The 19,544-nt window shown below is 37.5% G+C and carries 22 protein-coding genes and 1 riboswitch; of the genes, 18 read left to right on the forward strand and 4 right to left on the reverse strand.

The annotated features are described in order from the left end of the window. Window positions 1–536 precede the first annotated feature (536 nt). Entirely contained in the window at window positions 537–1,454 is a 918-nt protein-coding gene (locus ACIQ7L_RS15955; protein WP_400570499.1) for a proline dehydrogenase family protein, read from the forward strand. A 23-nt stretch (window positions 1,455–1,477) separates the two neighbouring features. Here the strand turns inward: ACIQ7L_RS15955 and ACIQ7L_RS15960 are convergent, their stop codons facing one another. Together ACIQ7L_RS15960 and ACIQ7L_RS15965 are read right to left on the reverse strand one after the other, a co-directional pair. Continuing rightward, window positions 1,478–2,317 (reverse strand): D-alanyl-D-alanine carboxypeptidase family protein, encoded by an 840-nt coding sequence (locus ACIQ7L_RS15960; protein WP_400570500.1) that lies wholly within the window; start codon window positions 2,315–2,317, stop codon window positions 1,478–1,480. A gap of 260 nt (window positions 2,318–2,577) precedes the next feature. Then, entirely contained in the window at window positions 2,578–2,724 is a 147-nt protein-coding gene (locus ACIQ7L_RS15965) for a YuzL family protein (RefSeq protein WP_400570501.1), read from the reverse strand. Window positions 2,725–2,961: 237 nt separating this feature from the next. Here ACIQ7L_RS15965 and ACIQ7L_RS15970 point away from each other — a divergent pair, with 237 nt between their 5' ends. The 4 genes from ACIQ7L_RS15970 (at window position 2,962) to ACIQ7L_RS15985 (ending at window position 8,666) form a co-directional block, all read left to right on the forward strand. Continuing rightward, window positions 2,962–5,343, forward strand: a complete 2,382-nt coding sequence (locus ACIQ7L_RS15970) for a 3-hydroxyacyl-CoA dehydrogenase/enoyl-CoA hydratase family protein (RefSeq protein WP_400570502.1) — start codon at window positions 2,962–2,964, stop codon at window positions 5,341–5,343. A gap of 21 nt (window positions 5,344–5,364) precedes the next feature. After that, window positions 5,365–6,540: an acetyl-CoA C-acetyltransferase gene (locus ACIQ7L_RS15975; RefSeq protein WP_400570503.1), complete on the forward strand. Its 1,176-nt coding sequence runs from the start codon at window positions 5,365–5,367 to the stop codon at window positions 6,538–6,540. 125 nt (window positions 6,541–6,665) lie between these two features. Further along, a complete protein-coding gene (locus ACIQ7L_RS15980) occupies window positions 6,666–6,800 on the forward strand; it encodes a hypothetical protein (RefSeq protein ID WP_400570504.1) in 135 nt (44 codons plus the stop codon). Between the two features lie 81 nt (window positions 6,801–6,881). Continuing rightward, a complete protein-coding gene (locus tag ACIQ7L_RS15985) occupies window positions 6,882–8,666 on the forward strand; it encodes an acyl-CoA dehydrogenase family protein (protein ID WP_400570505.1) in 1,785 nt (594 codons plus the stop codon). A 121-nt stretch (window positions 8,667–8,787) separates the two neighbouring features. Here ACIQ7L_RS15985 and ACIQ7L_RS15990 read toward each other — a convergent pair whose 3' ends face one another. After that, window positions 8,788–8,916 (reverse strand): hypothetical protein, encoded by a 129-nt coding sequence (locus ACIQ7L_RS15990; protein WP_400570506.1) that lies wholly within the window; start codon window positions 8,914–8,916, stop codon window positions 8,788–8,790. A 417-nt stretch (window positions 8,917–9,333) separates the two neighbouring features. Here ACIQ7L_RS15990 and ACIQ7L_RS15995 point away from each other — a divergent pair, with 417 nt between their 5' ends. The 4 genes from ACIQ7L_RS15995 (at window position 9,334) to ACIQ7L_RS16010 (ending at window position 12,022) form a co-directional block, all read left to right on the forward strand. Next, window positions 9,334–9,519: a hypothetical protein gene (locus ACIQ7L_RS15995; RefSeq protein ID WP_097894851.1), complete on the forward strand. Its 186-nt coding sequence runs from the start codon at window positions 9,334–9,336 to the stop codon at window positions 9,517–9,519. 13 nt (window positions 9,520–9,532) lie between these two features. Next, window positions 9,533–9,781 carry a spore coat protein gene (locus ACIQ7L_RS16000; RefSeq protein WP_400570507.1) on the forward strand — a complete coding sequence of 83 codons (249 nt, stop codon included), beginning with the start codon at window positions 9,533–9,535 and terminating at the stop codon, window positions 9,779–9,781. Between the two features lie 256 nt (window positions 9,782–10,037). After that, on the forward strand, window positions 10,038–10,988 hold the full coding sequence (locus tag ACIQ7L_RS16005) for an L-lactate dehydrogenase (RefSeq protein ID WP_483861807.1): 951 nt from the start codon (window positions 10,038–10,040) through the stop codon (window positions 10,986–10,988). 20 nt (window positions 10,989–11,008) lie between these two features. Then, complete coding sequence (locus tag ACIQ7L_RS16010) at window positions 11,009–12,022, forward strand: PTS sugar transporter subunit IIC (protein ID WP_400570508.1); 1,014 nt, start codon at window positions 11,009–11,011, stop codon at window positions 12,020–12,022. Between the two features lie 69 nt (window positions 12,023–12,091). On the opposite strand, the gene ACIQ7L_RS16015 is transcribed toward ACIQ7L_RS16010, so the two are convergent. Continuing rightward, a complete protein-coding gene (locus ACIQ7L_RS16015; protein ID WP_400570510.1) occupies window positions 12,092–12,745 on the reverse strand; it encodes a phosphatase PAP2 family protein in 654 nt (217 codons plus the stop codon). 420 nt (window positions 12,746–13,165) lie between these two features. Here ACIQ7L_RS16015 and ACIQ7L_RS16020 point away from each other — a divergent pair, with 420 nt between their 5' ends. The 9 genes from ACIQ7L_RS16020 to sufC all read left to right on the forward strand — a co-directional run bounded on the left by ACIQ7L_RS16020 (window position 13,166) and on the right by sufC (window position 19,540). Continuing rightward, window positions 13,166–13,531: an arsenate reductase family protein gene (locus tag ACIQ7L_RS16020; protein ID WP_097894856.1), complete on the forward strand. Its 366-nt coding sequence runs from the start codon at window positions 13,166–13,168 to the stop codon at window positions 13,529–13,531. Between the two features lie 41 nt (window positions 13,532–13,572). Continuing rightward, the gene (gene gcvH, locus ACIQ7L_RS16025) at window positions 13,573–13,956 is read left to right on the forward strand and encodes a glycine cleavage system protein GcvH (protein ID WP_097894857.1); all 384 of its coding nucleotides are present in this window, start codon (window positions 13,573–13,575) and stop codon (window positions 13,954–13,956) included. Between the two features lie 321 nt (window positions 13,957–14,277). Further along, complete coding sequence (locus ACIQ7L_RS16030) at window positions 14,278–14,622, forward strand: toprim domain-containing protein (protein WP_400570512.1); 345 nt, start codon at window positions 14,278–14,280, stop codon at window positions 14,620–14,622. A gap of 3 nt (window positions 14,623–14,625) precedes the next feature. Next, window positions 14,626–14,934 (forward strand): thioredoxin family protein, encoded by a 309-nt coding sequence (locus tag ACIQ7L_RS16035; RefSeq protein ID WP_097894858.1) that lies wholly within the window; start codon window positions 14,626–14,628, stop codon window positions 14,932–14,934. A 151-nt stretch (window positions 14,935–15,085) separates the two neighbouring features. Next, entirely contained in the window at window positions 15,086–15,430 is a 345-nt protein-coding gene (locus tag ACIQ7L_RS16040; RefSeq protein ID WP_335359101.1) for a hypothetical protein, read from the forward strand. Window positions 15,431–15,555: 125 nt separating this feature from the next. Next, window positions 15,556–15,665, forward strand: a riboswitch (SAM riboswitch). A gap of 330 nt (window positions 15,666–15,995) precedes the next feature. Then, entirely contained in the window at window positions 15,996–17,021 is a 1,026-nt protein-coding gene (locus ACIQ7L_RS16045; RefSeq protein WP_400570513.1) for a methionine ABC transporter ATP-binding protein, read from the forward strand. Then, on the forward strand, window positions 17,014–17,679 hold the full coding sequence (locus ACIQ7L_RS16050; protein ID WP_400570515.1) for a methionine ABC transporter permease: 666 nt from the start codon (window positions 17,014–17,016) through the stop codon (window positions 17,677–17,679). The genes ACIQ7L_RS16045 and ACIQ7L_RS16050 overlap by 8 nt, the downstream gene beginning before the upstream one ends. Window positions 17,680–17,704: 25 nt before the next feature. Further along, complete coding sequence (gene metQ, locus ACIQ7L_RS16055; protein WP_400570516.1) at window positions 17,705–18,520, forward strand: methionine ABC transporter substrate-binding lipoprotein MetQ; 816 nt, start codon at window positions 17,705–17,707, stop codon at window positions 18,518–18,520. 234 nt (window positions 18,521–18,754) lie between these two features. Beyond that, complete coding sequence (sufC, locus tag ACIQ7L_RS16060; protein ID WP_000929159.1) at window positions 18,755–19,540, forward strand: Fe-S cluster assembly ATPase SufC; 786 nt, start codon at window positions 18,755–18,757, stop codon at window positions 19,538–19,540. The last annotated feature ends 4 nt before the right edge of the window (window positions 19,541–19,544 follow it).

The following is a 19,544-nucleotide window of genomic DNA, read 5'->3' on the forward strand; positions in this document are numbered from 1 at the left end:
AAGGTAAAGAGCGATAAATGAGAAGAACCAGAATCATTGGCGTTGTCGGTATCGTTTTACTTATATATACATCAATTAAAAAACCGACAAAACCCCCCTTTTCTTAGGCGGGAGAGAGCATCTGGCCATGCATAGAAGCGGTCAGGGCCTTTTTCTGCCACATGCGAAGTAAAAATAGAAAGAGCAAATGAGTGTAGGTTACATTAATATCTTTATATAATTTATCCCGCATTAATGGGCAGTAATACTCCTACCTCAAAATTGGGCGAAAGCAAAGAAGTTAGGTGGGAGATAAGTGTGCTCAAAAGTATGTCGAATTTTGTATCCAAATTGTTTTTTTCATCTAGTAGTTTCCTTCTTTCTAAATGTCGAAAACTTTTTATGAATATTTGAAAGCGAGAATATAGGTTTTTGAGTATTTTTATTGTATCTTAAGAATTATCTAAATAATTATTTGTATCAAATAATTTCAAACAGTGATATAATTTAGAAGAGGGGTAAAAAACAGACAAAGTACAGTCATAGGGGTGGATTACATGGAACAATTAATGCGCAATTCGTTTCTTTTTTTATCAAAAAATAAAGCGCTAACAAAACTGGCTAAGAAGTATGGCTTACGCTTTGGTGCAGGCCGCTTTGTCGCAGGGGAGACAATCGATTTAGCAGCAGCTGCTATTAAGCAATTAAACAAGCAAGGTCTTTGTGTAACAATCGATTATTTAGGTGAGTTCGTTGATAATGAAGCAGAAGCAAATGAAATGGCAAGCCAATCGATTGAAGCAATTCGTGCAATTGGACGCGAAAACCTTGATTCACAGCTTTCTCTAAAAATGACTTCTATGGGGTTAGATATCTCAGATGATATCGTAATGAATAATATGCGTCGTATTTTAGAGGCTGCAAAAGAAAACAATGTATTTGTTACTATTGATATGGAAGACTATACACGCTGCGGAAAAACAATTGAGATCTTTAAGCAATTAAAATCTGAATACGATAATATCGGTACTGTAATCCAAGCTTACCTATATCGTACAGAAAAGGACATCGAAGATTTAAATGCATATAATCCTAATTTACGTCTTGTAAAAGGGGCTTATAAAGAACCTGAAGAAGTAGCGTTCCCAGATAAGAAAGATGTAGATGAAAATTATAAAAAAATTATTAAAATGCACTTATTAAATGGAAATTATACTGCAATTGCTTCACACGATGAAGCGATTATTGAATATACGAAGAAGCTTGCTGAAGAACATAATATTTCACGTGATCAGTTTGAATTCCAAATGTTATATGGTATTCGAACAGAACGTCAACTTGAGCTTGTGAAAGAAGGATACAAAATGCGGGTTTATGTGCCGTATGGAAATGACTGGTATGGCTATTTCATGCGTCGCCTAGCAGAGCGTCCAGCAAACGTTGCGTTCGTTTTAAAAGGAATGGTAAAAAAATAACCAAGGAGAAAAATACTCCTTGGTTATTTTAATTGCTGAAACGCGTAATTTGCCATCTTTTTCGCATCAGGATATAGCTGATTACGACTAGAAGAAAACACAACGTTAATAACGCGTTTACCATCCTTTTCATCAACAGTTACAACTGTATATTGTCCTAAAGCAGATAAACCGCTTTTACTTCCAATTGCATAGGGGTCAGCATAAAGCTCTTCGCGGCCATAGTTTGCAATTTTTGGAGCGCGCTGCGAAGTATGTAGTGTTGTATGTATTGTGTTCATATATTGTAGTGCAATCGGATATTTTAATGCTTCTTTTGCAATAATTGCGATGTCATAAGGGGAAACCTTATTGCCAAGTGCGTCAGCCCCGCTCGCATTTTTGAAAGTTGCATGTTTTGTCCCGAGTTCTTTCGCCCTTGCATTCATCATTTTTACAAACTTCTCTTTTGATCCTGCAATATGTTCTGCGATCGACTCAGCAATTGGATCGGCACTGATGATAAGCATCAGTTTTAATGCCTCGTCTCTTTTTAGTTTTTCACCAGCACGAAGTTTAATTTTCGCACTCTGACTTTCCGTTTTTATCGCATTTTCTGTGACAGTAATTTCTTCATCTTCTTTTACATTCTCTAGTAACAGAATGGTTGTCATCATTTTGGCTACACTTGCTGGATAAGAACGTTCTTCTTCCCGTTTTCCATACAAAACTTCCCCCGTATTTGCATCGATTGTAACACCATATTTTCCTGTGATATCAGGCTGATTACTTCTTACGTCTTTTTGTCTTTTTGTGTAAGAAAAGAAAATCATACTTGTAAATAGTGTAGCAATCATAACAATTATGATGATTGTTCGTTTCATTATGCAGTCCCTCTTTTGTTTGTCCTTATGTACAAATAAATTGGGCAGAAAAAGCAGCCCAATACTCATTATGCCACGTTCTCTGCCCAAAAATATAGAGGAAGTTCAAAAAGTCCGGTAAAGATCGCCGCCCGCATTTCTTCGTTACGTCGCCAGTCCGGTACTCATGTAGTTCCACCTACACTCCGTATCCTCCCGGCTTCCGCGCCTCGAACTGCTCGGCTCTCTTTATCCTCCTTTTTGAACAAGCACATATAGCGTTATTTTTCGCCCATGTTGTGCTTTTTGTATTGCTGGTTATTACCTTGGCGTCCTTTTTCAATCCCGCGATCTACTGGACCTGCATTTCCTGTTACACTTGCTGCACTAACACCTGCGTTTGAAGGGTCTTTCTTAAGTCTAGCCATATATATTCCTCCGTTTTTGTCAAATTCTAAAAAGGAAAAAGCGTATTTTATCAAGAAAATACACAATTATAGAGTACCCAAATAAAAGAAAATAATTTATTTCAGAAAATTTTATCAATAAATATATTGCGAAAATTTAAATAGTATCATATATTTATTAGTAGAGGCTCACTCATTGATTGCGACGTATGTCGAAAAATTGAATGAGCATTCATTCAAGAATAGGGGGAGAAATGGATGTTCCAAATTAAAAAGGCTGCTGTTCTCGGTTCTGGTGTAATGGGGTCAGGGATTGCGGCACATTTAGCCAATATCGGTATACCAACATTATTGCTTGATATTGTACCACCATCGCTTACAAAAGAAGAGGAAGCGAAGGGACTTACATTAGAACATAAAAGTGTGAGAAATCGTTTTAGTAGCGGGGCACTGCAAAAATTAGTAAAGCAAAAGCCAGCTCCTCTTACGGTGAAGGGCAACCTTGCATTAATTGAAGCGGGGAACTTAGAGGACGATCTTGAGCGCCTTGCAGATGTAGATTGGATTATTGAAGTTGTTGTTGAAAACTTAGATATTAAAAAGAAACTATTTGAAAAAGTAGATGCTGTTCGTAAACCCGGCTCTATTGTGAGCTCAAATACATCAGGTATTTCCGTTGAGAAAATGGCAGAAGGTCGTTCAGATGACTTCCAAAAACACTTCTTAGGAACGCACTTTTTTAACCCACCACGATATTTAAAACTTCTAGAGATTATACCGACAAAAGAAACAGATCCACAAGTGTTAAACTTCATGAAATTATTTGGCGAAGACGTGCTTGGAAAAGGCGTTGTTATCGCAAAAGATACACCAAACTTTATTGGAAACCGAATCGGTACGTACGGCTTACTTGTAACATTGCAAGAAATGATGAAACGCGGCTATAGCATTGGAGAAGTTGATTCTGTAACAGGTCCATTAATTGGCCGCCCAAAGAGCGCAACGTTCCGCACATTAGATGTCGTTGGCTTAGATACATTTGTTCACGTTGCGAACAATGTATATGAAAATGTACAGGAAGAAGAACGAGATGTATTTAAGGTACCTGCTTTCATGCATGAGATGTTAGATAAAAAATGGCTTGGAAGTAAAACGGGTCAAGGTTTCTTCTTAAAACAAGGAAAAGAAATTTTAGAATTAAATCCTGAAACGATGGAATACGAAGCACGGAAAAAATTAAAAGCAGCTTCCGTAGAGCTAAGCAAACAAGAAAAAGGATTAGCGAATAAGTTGAAAGCGCTTGTATACGCGAAAGATCGTGCAGGAGAGCTATTGTGGAACATTATTACACCAACTCTTCTATACGCAGCGAAGCTTCATAAAGAAATCGCAGATGATATTGTGGCGATTGACCAAGCGATGAAATGGGGATTCGGCTGGGAGCAAGGACCATTTGAAATCTGGGATGCAATTGGCGTAGAAAAATCCGTTCAAAAGATGGAAGAGGGCGGGCAAGTTGTTCCAGCATGGGTAAAAGACATGTTAGAGAAAGGATTTAGTTCCTTCTATAAACATGATAATGGTGAAAGCTATTACTACGATAACGGTGAATATAAACTTACCCGACGTAATAAAAAAGCGATTTCTCTTAAGCAGTTAAAAGAGAAGAATGGTGTGTTAAAGAAAAATAGTGGCGCAAGCTTAATCGATTTAGGCGATGGTATCCTTTGCTTAGAATTCCATTCAAAGAGTAATGCAATTGGCATGGATATTACGCAAATGATTAATTACGCGGTTGATGAAGTAGAAAAGAATTATAAAGGTCTTGTTATTGGTAACCAATCGAAAAACTTCTGCGTTGGGGCCAACCTTGCGATGATCTTAATGGAAGCGCAAGACGATAACTACTTTGAAATTGAGTGGGTCGTGAAAAATTTCCAAGATGCAATGATGAAAATTAAGTATTGTTCGAAGCCGGTCGTTGCAGCACCATATGGCATGACGCTTGGCGGTGGTACAGAGGTTTGCTTACCAGCAGCTAGCATTCAAGCCTCTAGCGAAACGTATATGGGATTAGTAGAAGTTGGTGTTGGTTTAATCCCTGGCGGTGGTGGTAACAAAGAACTATATATTAAGCACCTAAACAAAATGGCAAACGGTGTGGAGTTTGATCTGCAAAAGATTGCGAATAAAGTGTTTGAGACAGTAGCGATGGCAAAAGTTTCAACATCTGCACAAGAAGCAGTTTCTCATAACTTCTTAGGCGATAAAGATGGTATTAGTGTGAATGGCGATCACTTACTATATGATGCAAAACAAAAAGCACTTGTTTTATATGAAGCAGGCTATAAAGCGCCAATCCGTAGAAAGATTCCAGTTGTCGGTGAAACAGGATATGCAACGCTCGCCCTTGGAGCAGAAGCAATGCATTTATCTGGTTATATTTCTGAATATGACTTACACATTGCGAAAAAACTTGCATATGTCATCGCTGGCGGAAAAGTACCGTACGGAACAGAAGTTGATGAGCAGTATTTATTAGATGTAGAACGTGAAGCATTTATTAGCTTAGTAAGTGAGATGAAGTCACAAGCAAGAATGCAGCACATGCTTGTAAAAGGAAAGCCATTACGTAACTAATAACGAGGGGAGATATCGTTCATGAGAGAAGCTGTCATTGTTGCGGGAGCAAGAACACCGGTTGGGAAAGCGAAGAGAGGTTCATTAAAAACAGTTCGTCCAGATGATTTAGGGGCATTAGTAGTAAAAGAAACGTTAAAGCGTGCAAATAACTATGAAGGACCAATTGATGATTTAATTTTCGGTTGTGCGATGCCAGAAGCGGAACAAGGTTTAAATATGGCACGTAATATCGGCGGATTAGCAGGACTTTCTTATGATGTTCCGGCTATTACAATTAACCGTTACTGTTCTTCAGGATTACAAAGTATCGCTTATGGAGCAGAACGCATTATGCTTGGTCACTCTGAGGCGGTATTATCTGGCGGAGCGGAATCTATGAGTTTAGTTCCAATGATGGGGCATGTTGTTCGTCCAAATAGCCGCCTTGTAGAAGCGGCTCCAGAATATTATATGGGCATGGGACACACAGCGGAGCAAGTTGCTATGAAATATGGAATTTCCCGTGAGGAGCAAGATGCATTTGCGGTAAGAAGTCATCAGCGTGCAGCAACAGCATTAGCAGAAGGGAAATTTGAAGACGAAACAGTACCTGTTGATGTAACGCTTCGTACTGTTTCTGCAAATAACAAATTACAAGAAGAAACAATTGTCTTCTCACAAGATGAAGGAGTAAGAGCTGATACGACATTAGATGCCCTTGGAAAATTACGCCCTGCATTTAATGTTCGCGGTTCTGTAACTGCTGGTAACTCTTCGCAAATGAGTGATGGTGCAGCATCCGTACTGCTAATGGATCGTGAAAAAGCAGTGAGCGATGGCATGAAGCCGCTTGCGAAATTCCGCTCATTTGCAGTAGCTGGTGTACCGCCAGAAGTAATGGGAATCGGCCCAATTGCAGCGATTCCAAAAGCGTTAAAATTAGCGGGATTAGAACTATCTGATATCGGCTTATTTGAACTAAATGAAGCATTTGCATCTCAATCGATCCAAGTTATTCGTGAGCTTGGCTTAGATGAAGAAAACGTAAATGTAAACGGTGGTGCAATCGCACTTGGACATCCACTTGGCTGTACAGGAGCAAAATTAACATTATCTCTTATCCATGAGATGAAACGACGCAATGAACAGTTCGGTATTGTAACAATGTGTATCGGCGGCGGAATGGGAGCTGCTGGAGTATTCGAGTTACTATAAAAGGTGGAAGCTGCTCGCTTAGAGTGTGAGGGGGATGGAGCTTCTGACGTAGAGGCGACCTTTGCCTCGCAGGAAGAAGCGAAGCCACCGAACATTCTAGCCGCTGGAACTAGATTAAATAAAAGGTGGAAGCGGCTCGTCCAGAACAAGAGGACGTTGGAGGCCCTGATGAAGAGGCGTTCTTTGCCTTGCAGGAAGGGGCGAAACGGCCGACTGTTCTAGCCGCTGGAACTAGATTACAAAAAAGTAGAATCAACTAAAGGCTATAAAAAATAAAGGGAGAGCCAGCTTCTTTCAAAATGAGAGAAGCGGCCTATGAAAATATGAAGGAGGAAATTTTCATGGAAAAAATAGTGGGAAATGCAATTAAAGGCGGTAGTTTTTTAATCGATGAGATCACAATGGATCAAGTATTTACACCAGAGGATTACAGCGATGAGCATAAAATGATTGCGAAAACAACAGAGGACTTTATCGTAAATGAAGTTCTCCCAGAGCTTGAATATTTAGAGCAGCATGAGTTTGATCGTTCTGTTCGCTTATTAAAAGAAGCTGGAGAGCTTGGATTATTAGGTGCTGATGTACCAGAAGAGTACGGCGGAATTGGTCTTGATAAAGTTAGCTCAGCGTTAATTGCAGAGAAATTCTCTCGCGCTGGCGGCTTCGCGATTACACATGGTGCTCACGTTGGAATCGGATCGTTACCAATCGTATTATTTGGTAACGAAGAGCAAAAGCAAAAATATTTACCAGCGTTAGCAACAGGTGAAAAATTAGCTGCATACGCATTAACTGAGCCAGGTTCTGGATCTGATGCATTAGGTGCAAAAACAACGGCTCGCTTAAATGCGGAAGGTACACACTACGTATTAAATGGTGAAAAACAATGGATTACAAACTCTGCTTTCGCTGACGTATTTGTTGTATATGCAAAAATAGATGGCGAGCACTTCTCGGCATTTATCGTAGAGAAAGAATACCCAGGCGTATCAACAAGCCCAGAAGAAAAGAAAATGGGTATTAAATGTTCTTCTACTCGTACGTTAATTTTAGAAGATGCATTAGTACCGAAAGAAAATGTACTTGGTGAAATTGGTAAGGGTCATGTTATTGCCTTTAATATTTTAAATATCGGCCGTTATAAATTAGGCGTTGGTACAGTTGGTTCTTCTAAACGTGCATTAGAAATTTCAGCACAATATGCAAATCAACGTCAACAATTTAAGCAACCAATCGCTCGTTTCCCATTAATTCAAGAAAAACTTGCAAATATGGCAGCGAAAATCTATGCAGCTGAAAGCTCTGTATATCGTACAGTAGGTTTATTTGAAAGCCGCATGAGCACATTATCCGAAGAAGAAGTAAAAGACGGAAAAGCTGTAGCCGCTTCTATTGCTGAATATGCAATTGAGTGCTCTTTAAATAAAGTATTCGGTTCTGAAGTATTAGATTACGTAGTAGATGAAGGCGTTCAAATCCATGGTGGTTACGGATTTATGGCAGAGTATGAGATTGAAAGAATGTACCGCGATTCTCGTATTAACCGTATTTTCGAAGGAACAAACGAAATTAACCGTTTAATCGTACCAGGTACGTTCTTACGTAAAGCAATGAAAGGTGAATTACCACTTCTGCAAAAAGCACAAAAATTACAAGAAGAGTTAATGATGATGATGCCAGAAGAAGTGGGCGATGAGCCATTAGCGCTTCAAAAATATTTAGTAGGTAACGCGAAGAAAATTGGCTTAATGGTAGCTGGATTAGCTGCTCAAAAATACGGTAAAGCATTAGACAAAGAACAAGAAGTTCTTGTTAACATTGCGGATATCGTAAGCAACTTATACGCAATGGAATCAGCTGTTCTTCGTACAGAAAAAGCAATCAAAGCAACTGGCCTTGAAAAGAATAAACAAAAAGTGTTATACACTGAAGTATTCTGCCAAGAAGCATTCAACCAAATTGAAGCAGATGCAAAAGAAACAATTATCGCAGTTGAAAACGGTGATATGCTGCGCATGATGTTATCAGCGCTTCGCAAATTCACTCGTCACACGCCGCTTAATGTAATTCCGAAGAAACGTGAAATTGCTGCGAAGATTTTAGAAGAAGAGCGTTATACAGTTTAATAGATAAGGAGAAACCAGTAGTCATATTTGGCTACTGGTTTTTGATGAGAAAAAGGGCGCTAATAATTTAGGGCCCTTTTCGTTAATGTTAAGTCCTCAATTGAAAAGTTGAGAAAAGCTATTATTTTGCAGGCTTTAGAAACGTATATATCGCTAATAAGAAGCTAAACAAAATAAAGACTTGAGCATCTTGACTAGGACCCGGATCATAACTTTTTTGAATTTCTGTAAGGAATTCATGTGTTTTCATTTTACTATCTCCTTTTTTAATAGTGAGTTGCAATGAGAAATATCATTTAGTTCATTTGCTGTAATAGAAAATTGAAGACGAGCCCTTTATTAATTATGATTAATAGATGATGTGTAATATTCTGATGAGATGAGGTATTCGGAATTTTCTTATTATATAATTATGATATATTAATTAAATTTCAAAAACAATGGATTTTTCATAATATGTAAATTAATGTAAGGGAAAATAGATAGTATTTCAGAAAAGAAAAGTTAATAGGATGTAAAGCGAATGGGGGTTAGCGTCATGAGTGAAGCAGTATTAGATACGTATAACAAAGAAATTAAATATCTTATACCGTCATTTCTCGTGCATACAATCCAAAAACAAATAGATACTAAATGGTGAATGAACAAAGAAAGGAAGGTTTTTATTATGCCAAACTTAACAGAACTGGAACTTGAAAATTTACGCCATCTTATTGGGGGGCATACGACAGTTGCAAATAAATTAGATCAGTATGCGCAGCAGTGTACAGATCCTCAATTAAAACAAATGCTACAGCAAGATGCGCAAGCTGCAAGAAATACAAAACAACAATTAATGTCCTTTTTAGGCTAGGAGGGTATCGATTATGAACGAAAAAGATATGGTGAACGATTATTTAGCGGAATTAAATGCTAGTTTGACTAGTTATGCGAATTACATAGCGGAGTCGAATAATGAACAGTTACATCAAACGTTGATTCACATTCGCAATCAAGATGAACTAAGACAGCGTAATGTATATCAATATGCGTTACAAAAAGGACATTATAAGCCAGCTGCTCCTGCAAATCCAGCGGTTGTTCAGCAATTGAAAAGTCAATTAAGTGCACAATAATACACAAAAAAGCGAGTGAATCTTCATCTGATATTCACTCGCTTTTTTGTGTATTTATATATGTCAATAAATGATTGTAAGATGTTTTTTTAGTTGTAACAAATATGACGAAACATAGTAGAGGATGTCACAAAATAGACATAAACTTTGTTCGATATTTCACAAACTATCCATGGTTTCTACAGTGTAAATCTCTATAATGAAAAGTGTAAATAACAAAATAAACAGATTACATAATCAATTAGGGGAGATTGTTATGAATAGAAACACAAGAAAAATCGCTATTATTGGTACAGGGTTAGTTGGATCAAGTTGTGCGTATTCAATTGTGAATCAAGGCATCTGTGAAGAATTGGTATTAGTTGATATAAATCATGAACGTGCAGTTGGCGAAGCGATGGACCTATCGCACTGCATTAACTTTACAAATACAAGAACAAAAGTATATGCAGGAACTTATGAAGACTGCAAAGATATGGACATTGTGATTATTACAGCAGGTCCAGCACCAAAACCGGGACAAAGTCGCTTGGATACTTTAGGAGCAAGTGCAAAGATTATGGAAAGTGTGGTAGGGGGTGTAATAGGAAGCGGATTTGATGGCATCTTCTTAATCGCATCCAATCCAGTCGATATTATTACGTATCAAGTTTGGGAATTGTCTGGTTTACCAAGAAATCGTGTGCTTGGTACAGGTACATCATTAGATTCTTCACGCCTAAGAACAATTTTATCTGAAATGCTTGAAGTTGATCCTCGTAGCATTCATGGTTATTCATTAGGAGAGCATGGTGATTCTCAAATGGTTGCTTGGTCTCATGTTACAGTCGGTGGAAAACCAATCTTGCAAATTTTAGAAGAGCAAAAAGAACGTTTTGGTGAAATTGATTTAGATGAAATTGTTGAGAAAACTGCGAAAGCTGGTTGGGAAATTTATAAACGTAAAGGAACTACTTATTACGGTATTGGGAACTCATTAGCTTATATTGCACAATCAATCTTTAATGATGATCATCGCGTAATTGCTGTTTCAGCAATTTTAGATGGTGAATATGGCGAATATGATATTTGCACAGGTGTACCATGCATTATTACAAGAGATGGTGTGAAAGAAGTTGTAGAACTAAACTTAACAGAATCCGAAGAAAGCCGATTTGCAAAATCTAATGATATTTTACGTGATTACATGAAAACAATCGGTTATTAAAATAGGAGAAGGTGAAACAGATGAAGGAATATATTATGTCTCGTGTATTCAAAGGTTCTGCCGGAATTGCACAAGGTATTTTCGTATCCCTTGGAATTGGTTTACTTATCGAAAATATAGGAAGAATTGTTGATATTCCAATGTTAATTACAATTGGAGTTGTAGCAAAATCACTTATGGCACCAGCAATTGGAGCAGGGATTGCCTTTATGCTTGGGGCAAACGGACTTGTTATTTTCTCAGCAATGGTTGCAGGAGCGATTGGAGCGGGATCCATTTCAATCACTGAAGCCGGTTTAATCATTAAAACTGGTGAGCCAATCGGTGCGTTAATAACAGCGACTTTAGCGGTTTATATTGGTAAACGATTAAGCGGAAAAACTGCTTTAGACATGATGCTCGTTCCATTTGCGGCAATACTAGGATCAGGCATAGTTGGTATTTGGTTAGCTCAAAATATTAGCCCTGTTTTAAATACAGTTGGAGCGTTTATTAAAGATAGCTCAGCTGGTAGCCCATTTATTGCTTCTATCGTACTTTCAGTTGTTTGGGGACTATTACTTATTTCTCCAGCATCATCAGCTGCTCTAGCAATTGCGCTTAGTCTAGACGGTGTTGCAGGCGGTGCTGCACTTGCAGGATGTGTAGCTCAATTTATCGGATTCGCTGTTATCTCTGCGAAAGAAAATAACTTAGGTGGTATTTTAGCACAGGCGCTTTGTACTCCAAAAGTACAGTTGCCGAACATTACTAAAAATCCAATGATTCTCGTCCCAACTGTCGTCGCTAGTGCCATTGTGGGCCCTGTATCTGCACTTCTCTTCCACTTGGAAGCAGGTAAAGAAATCGCAGGTCTTGGGTTAAGTTCTCTTATTGCACCAATTAATTTAATTTCCAGCCAAGGATTAAGTGTTGTCCCAGCGTTGGTCATCACTTATATCGTAATCCCAGTAGCTGTTTCTTATATACTTTACATGGTACTAAGAAAAGCAGGTCGTATCCATGCCGGTGATATGACTGTACCACAATCTTAATGTAATACATTGAAAATCTCCTTTATATAGATAAAAGCAGACTGAAGAAGCCACAGTCTGCTTTTTTTGTTATAGTTTATAAGTTTGTCTTGCAGGAATTGTAACAGTGTCTTTTTGGTTCACTAGCAGTAGTTGTACACCGAAGTACAGAGTACTTGCAACTGCCATACCAGAAACCGCATCTAAGAAGGCGTGTTGTTTTGTAAATAACGTAGATAGAATAATGAGTGTACCAAAGAAAGTAAGAATCAAATATTCCCATATGTGTTGTTCTCTTCGCTTATAAGCAACTAACATAATTACGAATGTTGTAAGAACATGGATGCTAGGAAAACAGTTTACAGGTTGATCAATACTATAAATATAGCGAACTAATTCAGAGAATACATCTGTTCCTACAACTGTTGGACGCGGTACAGTAGTTTGCCAAAAGTAGTAAATAGAAAAACAAGCAAGCTTCCCAAGAATTACGCTGCTTAGTGCTACGTAATATTGCTTGCGATCTGTAAAACAGTAATAAATGAGTGCGCCGTATAGGTATGGAAACCAAAGTAAATACGGAATAATAAATGCCTTCACAAACGGAATCCAATTATCAACTATTGTTGTAACATCAACGGCATGAACGCCAGATTTATTCAGTACATCGTAAAGGGGGCTTACAAGTACGAGTAGAAGTATATAACTTAATGGAAGAAAAGATGAAAGCTTAGATTTTTTCATAATGATCTCCTATGTTTTAGTAATGTAAGCAAATTCAATTGATTATAATATAGAAAATCAAAATGGACTATCGATTTTACTTACATTTTTTTGAATCAACCTTACATTTTTGTCACTTGACTTTGGAAATGGGGGAGATTAGATATGGGACGTTCGTTTCGTTTTTGTGTTTTTATTTTTTTATGCATTTAAATAAACGTTTGTTTAAGACATATGTTCTATAGAGTTTGAATCGAGAGAGAAAAAATTTATATATTTTTTTACGCACTATTTATACAGAAATGGCGGAAAATAAGGAAAATTTGCAGGATAAAAGAAAATTGTGACGAAATAAGTTAAAGTTTGGAGAATAATCGTTTGAAATAATAAAACGTTTTCTATATGATAAAGGTAAAGGTTAGTAAAAAAGTAGGTGAATTTATGACAGTAACATTTTATTCATACCCAAAGTGTGGCACATGCCAAAAAGCAAAAAAATGGTTCGAGGCAAACGATGTAGCATATGAGATGATTCATATTGTTGAAAATCCACCGTCAAAAGAAGATTTACGTAATTTACATGTAAAAAGTGAATTGCCATTAAAAAAATTCTTTAATACAAGTGGAATGCGTTACCGCGAGCTTGGCTTAAAAGATAAGTTAAAGGATGCAAGTGAAGACGAAATGTTTGAACTTTTAGCATCTGATGGCATGTTGATTAAACGTCCAATCGTAACAGATGGAACGAATGTAACACTTGGTTTTAACGAAGAGCAGTTTGAAAGTGTGTGGAAAAAGTACCAATAAGGTATTTTTACATAATTAATACATTCACTGGAGGTACAGTCATGAGCATTCCAAATCATTTACGTTACTCTGAAGAACACGAATGGGTAAAAACTGAAGGCAACGAGGTTGTTATCGGTATTACTCATTTTGCACAAAGTGAGTTAGGCGACATCGTATTCGTTGAACTTCCTGAAGTAGGTGCAACACTTAAAGCTGACGAGCCATTCGGAAGCGTAGAATCTGTTAAAACAGTTTCTGAATTATACGCTCCTGTAAGTGGTAAAGTTGTAGCAGTAAACGAAGAATTAAGTGACCAACCAGAACTTGTTAACGAATCTCCATACGAAGGTGCATGGATGGTTAAAATTGAACTTTCTGATGCAAGTGAAGTTGAAAAGTTATTAACTGCAGAACAATACGCAGAAATGACAAACCAAGACTAATTTTAGTTAAATCAAAAAGGACAGCCTATGTGCTGTCCTTTTTATTTTGTATTACGAATGCTTATGTGTCAGAAGCTCCATCCCTCTCACATTCTGAACGAACCGCTTCCACGTTTCTTTGGTTAGAATGTTCGGTTGCTTCGCTTCTTCCTGCGAGGCAAAAAGCGCCTCTACGTCAGAAGCTCCATCCTCCTCACATTCTGAACAAACCGCTTCCACTTTTCTTTGCAAAAATAAACAGGAAACAACATGAAAATATCGAATATACTATATACTAAAGTAAGGTTATTTTTATAGTATATGGTGATCGGGTGATGACATATGATTTATGTAGAAAAAGTCATTATTGTAGAAGGTAAATCAGATAGAAGAAAGATTGAATCTATTATTCGAGAACCGGTGGAAATTGTTTGCACAAATGGTACAATTGGTTTGTCGAAAATGGATGAGCTCATTGATCAGTTTTTTGATAAAGAAGTATATGTGCTAGTGGATGCTGATGATGCAGGGGAAAAGTTAAGAAAACAATTTCGTAAAGAATTTCCGCAGGCTGAGCATATTTATATTGATCGTTCGTATCGTGAAGTGGCGACTGCGCCAACTTCTCATTTAGCGAACGTACTATGGGGAGCTGACATTGACGTTTATACAGAATATTTACGGTAAGGAATGATAGAAGTGATTGACTGGACAGGTGCTGAAGCTACAGATCTAATAGCAAACCAAGAAAAAACAGTGTTATATGTATATACACCAATGTGTGGAACATGCCAATTAGCAAAGAAGATGTTAACAGTTGTAGAAGCAGCAATATCTGACTTGAAAATTGGGATGTTAGATTTAAACTATGCTCCGCATTTAGCTAGGGAATATGAAATAGAAAGTGTACCGTGTTTACTTGTATTTGAAAATGGGACACTGACGAAGAAAATATATGCATTTCATTCGGTTGAATATTTATATAATGAATTACAATAGGCGGCAAAGTTTTTGCCGCCTCGACATATTTCTTGGGAAATATGCTCTAAAGGCAGCAGTGATACGTTATTTGTCGAGAGAAAGCAACAGGATTGCTCTTTAGCAAGGTGGAATGGTATTAGTAGAAAGTGATATGAAGGATGTGATTAGAATGGGGTTATATTCGTTGCTTCAATCATTTGTAACTTATGCCAATAATCAATATCATTTAGAGCCGCTTCTAAGACAAGGAGAAAAAACAATTAATATCCGTTTGGGAGATGAGTGTTATTCACTTCAAATTTCAAGAGAGTATATACAAGTTTTGAAGGAAACAAGGGGAACAGAACAAATTGTTTGCTTTTTGGAGGAAGACTTGCAACGACTAGTTACCGGGAATATTCGATTACAAACCTTAATTAATAATGGGCGTGTACACTATTCTGGAACGTATCGCACAATGCTATTATTTGAATCTGTATTTCATATATGTAAGCCGATGTCAGTAGGTGCTTAATATTCTGAAGTTTTGTTTTTTACAAAAAAATCTGTTGACATAGCGAATGTATATTGATACAATTCAAGTCATAAAATATAGACAATTTCATAAATTTCAAATCAGATGAAAATTAAATCTGATTTCTCTTATCAAGAGAGGTGGAGGGACTGTGCCCTGTGAAACCCGGCAACCGTCAACTTTTATGTTGAAATGGTGCCAATTCCTGCAAAGCGAATGCTTTGAGAGATGAGAGAAAGGGTCCATGTTGATATACGCATATAAACCTTTCTGCTCATTTTACAAGCAGAAAGGTTTTTTTGTTGTTTGAATGAGGAGGACATGTAAGCAACAAAAGGAGCTGTTACATCATTTAGCTATAGTGGCAAGACTTTTGTATCCTGCATAAAAAGATCAACAGAATTTGTAGGAGAAGAGCTAAGCAAGCCAGATTCAGCGGCTAGAACAGTCGGTCGTTTCACCCCTTCCTGTGAGGCAAAAAGCGCCTCTACGTCAGGGGGGGCAGGCGTCCTCTTGTTCTGAGCAAGCCGCTTACGCTTTTTAAACAAAAAAGGGGTGATACACCATGATTCGATTAGAGAATGTAAAGAAAATATATAAGTCAAAAAGCGGTGATGTCACTGCTGTGGATAACGCCAACTTAAAAATAGAGAAAGGTGAAATCTTTGGTGTTATCGGATATAGTGGCGCTGGAAAAAGCTCTTTAATCAGATTATTCAATCAATTAGAGAAACCGACTTCCGGACAGATTACGATAGCTGATCGTGTTATTTCAGCAATTACTGGAAATGAGCTTCGAAAGGCAAGACAAGAAATCGGAATGATTTTTCAGCACTTTAACTTACTTTGGTCACGAACTGTGCGTGAAAATATTGCTTTTCCGCTTGAAATTGCAGGAGTGGATAAAGTGCAGCGAAGAAAGCGTGTAGATGAGTTAATTCATCTCGTTGGATTAGAAGGAAGAGGCGATGCATATCCATCTCAATTAAGCGGCGGACAAAAGCAGCGTGTTGGAATTGCGAGAGCGTTAGCGAATAATCCAAAAGTACTTTTGTGTGATGAAGCGACATCGGCACTGGATCCAGAAACGACAGATCAAATTTTAGATTTACTATTAGATATTAATAAGCGTCTTGATTTAACAATTGTATTAATTACACATGAAATGCATGTCATTCAAAAAATTTGTAATCGCGTCGCGGTAATGGAAAAAGGAAAAATCGTAGAAAGTGGTCCTGTGCTAGATGTATTCCGTAATCCACAGCAGGAGATTACAAAACGATTTGTACAGCAGTTAACAGATTCTGATGATACAAATGAAACGATTGAGAGTTTACTAGAGAAATATCCAGATGGTAAAGTGATTCGTTTGCAGTTTATTGGCGATTCTGTAGAACGTCCAGTGCTCCAGAGATTAATGAGACGAGATGATATAGAAGTGAGTGTACTTCAAGGAAATATCGCTCAAACGAACAATGGGTCTTATGGAAATCTAGTTGTTCACTTAAATGGTGAGGAAGCGGCAATCCAGCAAGCAATAGAAGGAATCAATCAGGAGCAAGTAGAGCTGGAGGTGATTGCACATGGATAAATTGCTATCAAATGTTGATTGGAATCAAATGCTAGAAGCAACAGGTGAAACATTATACATGACGGCAATCGCAGCAATTGCCACATTTATTTTCGGTCTTATTTTAGGATTATTACTTTTTATGACAGCGAAGGATAATTTGTGGGAAAACAAGATGGTCCATACTGTGATTGGAGCGTTCGTAAATATTTTTCGTTCCATTCCATTTATCATTTTAATTATTTTATTAATCCCATTTACTAAGATTCTCCTTGGGACAATTCTTGGGGCAAGTGCAGCACTGCCAGCTTTAATTATTGGAGCGGCGCCATTCTATGCAAGGATGGTTGAAATTGCACTTCGTGAAATTGATAAAGGGGTTATTGAAGCTTCAAAAGCAATGGGAGCAAAAACAAGCACAATCATTTGGAAGGTATTGATTCCAGAGTCACTGCCAGCACTAGTATCTGGTATTACAGTAACGACAATTGCCCTTGTAGGGTATACAGCAATGGCTGGCGTTGTTGGGGCTGGTGGACTCGGTACACTCGCATATTTAGAAGGATTCCAGCGTGGAAATAACGATGTGACAATCGTTGCCACAATTTGTGTATTACTTGTTGTTTTCTTTATTCAATGGATTGGGGATTTTGTTACAACTCGAATTGATAAACGATAGATAAAAAGGGAAGGGTGTTTACAATATGAAAAAATTATTACTTACAGCACTTATTACAACGTCAATTTTCGGATTAGCTGCTTGCGGAGGGAAAAGTGAAAAAAGTAAGGATGAGCTTGTTGTTGGTGCCTCTAACGTACCGCACGCTGTTATTTTAGAACAGGCAAAACCGTTACTGGAGAAAAAAGGTATAAAACTAGAAATTAAAAAATTCCAAGATTATGTACTGCCGAATAAATCGTTAGCGGATAAAGACTTAGATGCAAACTACTTCCAGCATATTCCGTATTTAGAGAAAGAAATGAAAGATAAAAAATATGATTTTGAAGTAGCAGGGAAAATTCATTTAGAGCCAATCGGTGTATATTCTCAAAAATATAAAAGCTTAAAAGACCTGCCAGACGGAGCGACAATCATCATGAGTAACTCTGTTGCTGACCATGGACGTGGGTTAGCAATTTTACAAAAAGAGGGCATTTTAAAAATTAAAGACGGTGTAGAACCTGTTAAAGCAACTATAAAAGATATTGCGGAAAATCCGAAACATTTGAAGTTCAAAACAGACATTGAGCCTGGTTTATTGCCACAAGTGTATAACAATAAAGAAGGCGATGCAGTTTTAATTAACTCAAACTATGCGATTGATGCGAAATTAAATCCAGAGAAAGACGCAATTGCAATTGAAGGTAAGGATTCTCCATATGCAAACGTAGTTGTTGTTCGTAAAGGGGATAAAAATAAGAAAGAAATTAAAGCACTTGTAGAAGTATTACATTCCAAAGAAATTCAAGATTTTATTAATAAAGAATATAAGGGAGCTGTACTTCCAGTAAGTGAATAGAAGCAGGAAAGGGCTGGTAAATTTCCAGCCCTTTTTTCTTTATATATAAGAAGAAAGGTGTATCATAATAGAATGTGAGGGAATGATTATATACATTTGTGGAAAAATTGTTACTTTTTTTCATTGTTTGCGATATCATTTTATTTGATATAAAATTAGAATGAGAATAAAATGAGAATGTGAATGTTTTAGGAACTTTTAAAATGTATATAGAGGATTAATGGAGGTATTGAGATGGCTGGTTCTACATTAACGGTTAAAGACTTACATGTATCAATCGATGGCAAAGAGATTTTAAAAGGTGTAAACCTTGAAGTGAAAGGTGGAGAAATCCACGCAATTATGGGACCTAACGGAACAGGTAAATCAACTTTATCTTCTGCAATTATGGGTCACCCAAAATATGAAGTAACAGAAGGCAGCATCATCATCGACGGTGAAGATGTATTAGAAATGGAAGTAGATGAGCGCGCACAAGCAGGTCTATTCCTAGCAATGCAATATCCAAGTGAAATTAGCGGAGTAACAAACGCTGACTTCTTACGTTCTGCAATTAATGCACGTCGTGAAGAGGGCGATGAAATTTCTCTTATGAAATTTATCCGTACATTAGATAAAAACATGGAATTCCTAGAAATGGATCCAGAAATGGCACAACGTTACTTAAACGAAGGTTTCTCTGGCGGTGAGAAAAAACGTAACGAAATTCTTCAATTAATGATGATTGAGCCAAAAATTGCAATCTTAGACGAAATCGACTCTGGTCTTGATATCGATGCATTAAAAGTTGTATCTAAAGGTATTAACGAAATGCGCGGTGAAGAGTTCGGTTGCCTAATGATTACGCATTACCAACGTTTATTAAACTACATCACTCCAGACTTCGTTCACGTTATGATGAACGGTCGTATTGTTAAATCTGGCGGCCCTGAGCTTGCACAACGTCTAGAAGCTGAAGGTTACGACTGGATCAAAAAAGAATTAGGTATTGAAGACGAAACAGCAGAGCAAGAAGCGTAAGAGA

The sequence above is a fragment of the Bacillus sp. NPDC094106 genome (genome assembly GCF_044764345.1).
GTDB lineage: Bacteria > Bacillota > Bacilli > Bacillales > Bacillaceae_G > Bacillus_A.